We start from the raw sequence: 7106 nt of genomic DNA, 5'->3' as shown, positions 1-7106 counted from the left end.
AGTATAATTAATTGGTTTTACAATATGCATATTTAGGGTACCATAAATGAACCATTATGTCTAGAGGAATAGAATGGTACCCCAGTTACAAAACACCTGATGACCAAGAGAATTCATTTGTAGAAGAATATTTAACGTGGTCTGCTCGAAAGAAATGGGAATACCTGATGGAATTAACTAAACAGGGTTTGGGAAATGCAAAAACCATAGGGCCAAGACGAATTGAATGGAAATAGAAGTTTTTGTAGCCTTATCATCATTGGAAGTTAAATGGTCAAACAGATATTTGCAAAAGCCTGGAGAATTAAAAAGTCTGATAAAATTTAGCTCCGAGAATAAACCAAGTAACGTGTTGGTAACTACTATTGATAAAGAGGGGACTCAAAATTTGGACGGAATTAATCTCCATTTTTCCCTGCAGCCACATATGCTTACACCGTTGGTAAAAACACGTTAAGAATGAAAGGCGCATGATGTAATATAAGCTTGTTTTTCAACATAGAAGGAAGCCATAAGTAATTAAATACGTGTTGTTAACGATCCGCGATAGGACTTGGTGGGTAATCAAATTCAATATGTCATATGGTTATAGATGATTAATTATTTCATTTTATCAATAATGCGGGGATCAAATAAATAGTCCTCCGTATCAACAATATCAAGTTTGTCGAAATCGGTATGATTTGTATTGATGACATAATTATATTCATTAATCACAATAGATGACGGCACTTTCAGTATACTGCTTTTTTTCGATTTCAACCAGGCTGATCCTAACTTTTGAGTTTCTTTATAGGGAGATAAAGAACCCCAATTTCTAGGCATTTCTTCTTTATTGATATTTATTACTAACAGGTCATTTGGGACACCAATTACATTAATTTTATATGGATTTTTTAATATGAATCCAGATAGGTGAACTATCAGCTCCAATGAAGCAAGTGCTCTTGAAGAGGCAGCATAGATTACATCTTCACCTTTGTGATTCCATCTGGCTTCATTCCCTGATGCCTTCAAAGAATCTGCATATTTGGGTTTGGTAATTCTAAAGATTTCCATTGAATTTTTTATGCAAAATCTCCGTGTTCTATTCGGCTTAATTCGTCATAAACCAAATCTATACCATCAGAGGTATGCATTAAATCGGCAGGAATTTTATTTCTTAGACCATGAGATTCTTTGAATAGCCATTTTACAAAATTATCAGGGCCTTCTAATACTTCAGAACCAAATAAATATAATGAAAACATTTTAATGATTTTTTCACTGGAATCAACATCTAATAACTCATCACGTTTGATATAATCACGAAGTGTTCTTTCAGAAAAGTGAAAAAATTCAGCCGCTTTTTTTTGGGATATTTCAAGAAGTTCCGCAAGACGAACAATTGTTGCGGCATTAACACCCTGTTTAGCATATTCTACCATTTCCATTTTTTCATCATAACTGGTTGGTTCTGCATTTAATACAATGGTGCTACCACTAATGACATCATATGCCTTTGTAGCGTGCCGTTCGGTTTTTTGAATTCCCAAAAGTACATCGAGGCTCTTTGATTTCAGAAGTGCAACCTGAATAATTCTTTTTGATAACTCGAGACTAGCTTTAGCCATAGTTGTTTTTCCTTTGAAATTTTCATTAACACTTTACCAATACACGAATATACTAAAATAACGGCAAATATGCAATATGAAATCGGATATTTTGCCGCTCTGTGTTGTCCAAATAACTTCTAATGTTAGAAGTTTAAGTGATCCAAGAATGGATACAGTCATTTTAATGTATGCGATCAAATAATATTACTACCTTAGAATAGTGCATTAAAATGCACTATTTCAATTATTCAACACTGCTTTCATGGACAAGGATTTCAAAAGTGCATTTTAATGCTCTTTTTGGTGACGAAAAATCCCACTCATTAAATATAGATCCCTTAAAACCGATTCTTGTGGCTTAAACTGTCAAATTGATCTCACATTTATTTATAATGGAAAATATTTTCTTAAATCGGCCTTATACTGGAAAATTTTTTATGAATTTCTGGTTTTTCGCTTTATACCGGAAAATATTTACTATTCATAATGAGGCTATTGTTGATAAAATAGGTTCTATCTAAAACAAATTGGATCTGAATACTGTATTTAAGAGGCACAGTCAATGGGAATTTAGGTTCTCTAGATTAACCGATATTACAAGACTGAAACGGCGCTTTTTGTATTTTTTGATAGTTAAAAATGCATTCGTTAACCTGGCAACCTTATAGGAATAATTCAGCATAAAGTACCAATCAAAGGTAATGAATGCGAAATAAATACCACTTTGGCAACTTAAAACACCTTCATTCTTTAATGCTATTATCATTCAATCCGGTCCGGATATGCTGTGAGAAACCAATTTAAATAGCTGTCTATTTGAGTAACCAGATAATATGGTAAATTCAGTAAGGAAAAGGACTTTCCACTAACCGTTGTTAATTTATCAATTTGAAACTTTCCGGAATATTATCGGATCGCTATGGCATGCGGTACATGATCCATAACAATATGTAAAGACTTTAATTTACCAGTAGCACCAGATTTAACTTCCAATGATATCAGGAGGTTATTATACAGGTACAAAAAATCTATTTCTGCCGATGAAATCATCTTTTCACTTACTCAAGAATGGAGCCCTCCCAGCGCATTGAAGCTGGATGCCAGCAATTCCAGGTTGAGGTAATGCTTTGAAAATATATCTACCACCGTGGTTTTACTACTTGTCTGGCACCTCGTAAAACAAGCGGTTTGCGTCTTGGATTTTCAGCCCATTTTCCAAGTTCAGAGATGATTGCCCTATTAAACGTGACACAAAGTCAGGGTAATTTTTCTATACTCTTGTCATAAAGTATGGGTAAATTATTGGATTTCTTGTAACAAAGTCGGGGTAAATAGAATGAAATGCGCCAAAAAAGAGGAAAGGTTAGATAGCTAACAAAGGAGCCTATTACAAGAGAGTGATTTTTTGCGAAAGTAATCAAAATATGATAACTACTGCAAAAAATCACACCGCCTGATTACACTTTTATGATTTCAATTAGTAGCAATGTCCGAATTTTGAAACTTATAGTCATTTTAAACTGATTTAAATAGAACCAACCCGACTCAACCAGAAATCATAATTCATAATTTTTCTATCCTTATCTAAAAAAGTAGATAAGGATGAAACATTACAAAAGAAAAAAATCTACCGCAGGCAAGCGTGCCAATACTCAGCGAGTAACCCTGATAAGCCGCCGGGCAAAGAAGATCAGAAAAAAGAATGAACCCTGGACAAGGACTATACAACGGGCTACCAAAGAGTTGAAACGAGAAGGTAATTTGTAATGGCAAGGAAGCGATTAAAAGAGGGATTATTGAATTCGTCAGATTTTAACCCTTACACCATTCTCTGTGGAGATGTGCTTGAGGTGATGGTTACCATTCCAGACTCATCCATTCATTGCATCATTACTTCGCCACCCTATTGGCAGAAAAGAGACTATGGGTTTAAAAACCAATGGGGGTTGGAAAAGACCATTGACCAGTACCTGGAAAATCTTCAGAATTTCATGCAAGAATGCAAACGGGTGCTCAGAGATGATGGAACCGTTTTTATTAATCTCGGGGATACTTACCATAACTCTAAGAAATGGACAAATATAAAAGACTTACCTCAGACTATCTATCGTGGCAAAGACTATGATTATTCCACTACAAGGGTTGTAGATCAGGGGCTTCCGGAGAAATGCCTTTCTTTGATCCCTTGCAGGTTTGCCATACAATGTATTGAAGAGGGCTGGATATTGAGAAATGATATTATTTGGGCTAAACCAAACAGCACACCAGAAAGTGTGAAAGACCGCTTTTCAACTCGTTATGAGCACATTTTTTTCTTCACCAAAAATGGGAAGTACTATTTTAATTTGGATGCAATTCGGGGAAAATACAGCCAGGCCAGTATAGAGCGAAATCAATACGGCAAGTCGGAGGAGCAGAATAAACAATTGGCCGTAAATCGAGAGATCAAACCAGGCAATCACCTACACCCAAAAGGTAAGAACCCCGGTGATGTGACTGATTTCTGGAAGATATGTACCAAAGGTAATCGAGATAATCATTATGCTGGTTTCAACACTGAATTGATCACCAAACCTATCTTGGCCGGTTGTCCGGAAGGAGGGATAGTGTTGGATCCTTTCTGTGGTAGAGGAACCACTGGGATTGCAACCATTGAGCTTGGGAGGAAGTTTATCGGTATTGATGCTAAAAGGGAATATTGTAACCTGGCAGAAACCAATTGTGAACAGGCAGTCCAATCCAAAATGTTAAAACTAGAATCATTTTCCGGATTAGAGTCACCTCTTGAAGGCCTGGATTACATCAATGTGAAAACCCCCATAACCTATTATGGTGGTAAACAAAAAATGGTAGGTCTGATTCTTTCTTTAATACCTGAACATAAGCTTTACTGTGAGCCATTTGTGGGCGGTGCTGCAGTTTTCTTTGCCAAAGAAAAAAGTGAAATAGAGGTGATTAACGACCTCAACGGAGAGGTGGTCAACTTTTACCAGGTTTGCAAAACTGATTTCAAAAAATTAGAAAAGCTTATTCAGGCGACACCTCACAGCCGTCAAATTCACCGTGAAACGGTGGAAATCTTAAAAAAACCGAAGGATCAAAGCAAAATAAAGCGGGCCTGGGCTTTTTGGGTGCAAACCAATATGAGTTATTCCTCAGTAATCTTTGGTGGTTATGCTTATGAAAGAAAGGGCAATGGCACTTTGAGAAAATTCGTCAATAAAAAGCTGAGTTTCACAAAAAACATTGCCGATCGGCTGGATATGGTATCTATAGAATGCAATGATGCCCTTCAGGTAATTAAAAGCCGGGATACCAATGTTAGTTTCTTTTACCTTGATCCGCCCTATTTTAATTCAGATATGGGACATTATAAAGGTTACACGCAGAAAGATTTTATCAATTTACTCGACCTGCTAAGTGGCATCAACGGCCAATTTCTACTTAGTAGCTATCCGTCAGAAGTGTTGACCAAATACACTCGGAAAAACAAATGGACTTTCCACAGCATGCAGCAATATGTGTCTGTACATGATAAAAAGAAAACTAAAACCGAGGTATTGACGGCTAATTATGATATCCATGCTTTACTGGAAAATGATCGGAAGAAAGTTGCTAGTGATAATCTTGCCGGTGTTGGTACCAGACAGTTACAAATGAAAGCCCGTAGCCTGAAATTGAGGCTGAAGCTACAATAAATATCTGGTGGCGAGTAAATTCAAACTGATAGCTGCATACAATTATACTTGTTATGCCTCGGCTTTCCCTTTCCATGAGAATGTTGACTATAATAACACCAAGATTGTAATGATCTATATTCCTACCAACTTGTCTATCACCTTCCATACGAACTAGTCGGATTTTCCGACTAGTTGCTTCTCTATTAAGTTCTCCTTTATCAAACACATTATTAATATGTTCTGTAACATTAACTGGACTACTATCAAAAAGCTCCAACATTTGTTGCTGAGTTAACGAAACCGTTTCATTTCCTATTTGAACATCTAATTGAGCTTCTCCATCCTCTGTTTGATAAATTTCTATTTGCTTATCAATCATGTATTTAAACAATTGGTATAAATCATTCTCAGATTCATCACCCTTGAAAGGGCCCAAAGTATGGTGATGATGATTCAAAAAGTGGCTAAGATTAAAAGATCATATATTTTCTCATTACAAACAATACTCAACCCGAACCAACCGGAAACCACATCATTCATTCCACCCATTATTGCTAAAAAGGTAAAGAATGATTTCAGCTTCCAATTACTTAAAATCCATAGAGATTATTGACACAAGAAAGTTACCGCAGGTTTTACAGGAAGGACATCAGTTCTTTGTTGATGCGGTGCATTTGTATCAAATAGATGAAACTGTTAAAGAAACCTTGGATCTATATCTGAAAAGCCTTAATGAACATCTGGCAAATAAAGAATCTAATATAGTTAACTCCAGTAGGTCAAAAAACAGGTCTGCTAAAGACCTGACTTTCATTGAACGTTTTATCAATCTGCACAACAAAATTCAAACGAAACAACAAATTGGTATTTACATCAAGGCCTTGCAACAAGCTATTGTCGGAAAGGAAATCAGAAAATCCTCGTCTTATGCTGATCATATTGAGCAGATTCAAAAGAAACTCATCTATCAGTATAACATCTTACCGGAAAACGGCTCGGTTAAGATCAAAATCAACGAACAATGGTTGGCTGAGCTGAAGGAAATTATAATGGAGCGGCCTTATTCCATAGATTATTTAAATGGCTTTGATGGCATCGATGATATTAACATAGCCCCTATAAAGCCTAAGAAAAGAGCCCTTGAAATCTTCGACTCAATGGATGAGATAGAAAGTGAGCCCTCCGAAAACATTTTCCGGCTGGAGGGCGAGTTGGGGAAATTTCTTGGTGATTTGGAACGCTTTGAGTTGGCCATAACTATAGAAGGCGATCAGGGGGGAGGGAAAACCAGGTTAGCCTATCAGTTGGCCAATGCCTTTGCAAATATTGGGAGTGAGGTAGCTGTCTTTTCTCTGGAAATTGGAAGAAAGTCCGACCTGATCAGACGAATGCGAGAAGATTATATTCAGTCTGAAAACCTTAAAAATATATTTATTGCCGATCAATTACCTAAAGGCCTGGGTACGATCAAAGAAGCTGCTAAAAAATTTGATGTTATCGTCCTGGATAGTTGGAATAAGGTTGGTGTACCATCTATTGAATTTGACCGGCTTAGGAAGGAACACCAGGATACCATATTCCTGGTTATCTTCCAACGTACTACCCAGAAAACGATCAGAGGTGGTACGGCTCCCCTTTTTGATGCCGGTATCAATATAGAGGTAGTGAAAGTGGATGATAGCTTTGTAAATAATTATGCCGTGGCCACTAAAAATCGCTATGGAGTCACAGGAACCAGATACAATATATCTCAACAAGCAATTATGGGGGACCATATTGAGAAGCCAGGTGAGATAAAGAAAAAAGAACCAGAAATTTTTAATAGTTAATA

At 36.6% G+C, this 7106-nt stretch carries 8 protein-coding genes; 5 read left to right on the top strand and 3 right to left on the bottom strand.

Going from position 1 to position 7106, the window contains the following annotated elements; translation table 11 throughout:
• Positions 1-56: 56 nt before the first annotated feature.
• Positions 57-236 carry a hypothetical protein gene (locus tag AC04NP_RS11825; protein ID WP_482859952.1) on the top strand — a complete coding sequence of 60 codons (180 nt, stop codon included), beginning with the start codon at positions 57-59 and terminating at the stop codon, positions 234-236.
• Positions 227-457 (top strand): hypothetical protein, encoded by a 231-nt coding sequence (locus tag AC04NP_RS11820; RefSeq protein ID WP_482859951.1) that lies wholly within the window; start codon positions 227-229, stop codon positions 455-457. The genes AC04NP_RS11825 and AC04NP_RS11820 overlap by 10 nt, the downstream gene beginning before the upstream one ends.
• Positions 458-600: 143 nt before the next feature.
• Here the strand turns inward: AC04NP_RS11820 and AC04NP_RS11815 are convergent, their stop codons facing one another.
• Together AC04NP_RS11815 and parS are read right to left on the bottom strand one after the other, a co-directional pair.
• A complete protein-coding gene (locus AC04NP_RS11815) occupies positions 601-1059 on the bottom strand; it encodes an RES family NAD+ phosphorylase (protein ID WP_482859950.1) in 459 nt (152 codons plus the stop codon).
• Positions 1060-1067: 8 nt separating this feature from the next.
• Positions 1068-1613, bottom strand: a complete 546-nt coding sequence (parS, locus tag AC04NP_RS11810; protein ID WP_482859949.1) for a type II RES/Xre toxin-antitoxin system antitoxin — start codon at positions 1611-1613, stop codon at positions 1068-1070.
• 1584 nt (positions 1614-3197) lie between these two features.
• Between parS and AC04NP_RS11805 the strand changes: the two genes are divergently transcribed.
• Complete coding sequence (locus AC04NP_RS11805) at positions 3198-3362, top strand: hypothetical protein (protein WP_482859948.1); 165 nt, start codon at positions 3198-3200, stop codon at positions 3360-3362.
• Between the two features lie 29 nt (positions 3363-3391).
• A complete protein-coding gene (locus AC04NP_RS11800) occupies positions 3392-5293 on the top strand; it encodes a DNA methyltransferase (protein WP_482859947.1) in 1902 nt (633 codons plus the stop codon).
• On the opposite strand, the gene AC04NP_RS11795 is transcribed toward AC04NP_RS11800, so the two are convergent.
• Entirely contained in the window at positions 5211-5654 is a 444-nt protein-coding gene (locus AC04NP_RS11795; RefSeq protein WP_482859946.1) for a virulence RhuM family protein, read from the bottom strand. The two genes, AC04NP_RS11800 and AC04NP_RS11795, sit on opposite strands and share 83 nt — an antisense overlap.
• A gap of 190 nt (positions 5655-5844) precedes the next feature.
• On the opposite strand from AC04NP_RS11795, the gene AC04NP_RS11790 reads away from it, so the two are divergent.
• Positions 5845-7104: a hypothetical protein gene (locus tag AC04NP_RS11790; RefSeq protein WP_482859945.1), complete on the top strand. Its 1260-nt coding sequence runs from the start codon at positions 5845-5847 to the stop codon at positions 7102-7104.
• Positions 7105-7106 lie beyond the last annotated feature (2 nt).

The organism is Agaribacillus sp. DX54, assembly GCF_056858335.1.
This window is presented reverse-complemented; position numbering and strand designations above follow the sequence as displayed.

Coding starts and splice junctions, on each gene's coding strand:
- AC04NP_RS11825 (WP_482859952.1), top strand. CDS start 57: ATGTCTAGAGGAATAGAATGGTACCCCAGTTACAAAACACCTGATGAC.
- AC04NP_RS11820 (WP_482859951.1), top strand. CDS start 227: ATGGAAATAGAAGTTTTTGTAGCCTTATCATCATTGGAAGTTAAATGG.
- AC04NP_RS11815 (WP_482859950.1), bottom strand. CDS start 1,059: ATGGAAATCTTTAGAATTACCAAACCCAAATATGCAGATTCTTTGAAG.
- parS (WP_482859949.1), bottom strand. CDS start 1,613: ATGGCTAAAGCTAGTCTCGAGTTATCAAAAAGAATTATTCAGGTTGCA.
- AC04NP_RS11805 (WP_482859948.1), top strand. CDS start 3,198: ATGAAACATTACAAAAGAAAAAAATCTACCGCAGGCAAGCGTGCCAAT.
- AC04NP_RS11795 (WP_482859946.1), bottom strand. CDS start 5,654: ATGATTGATAAGCAAATAGAAATTTATCAAACAGAGGATGGAGAAGCT.
- AC04NP_RS11790 (WP_482859945.1), top strand. CDS start 5,845: ATGATTTCAGCTTCCAATTACTTAAAATCCATAGAGATTATTGACACA.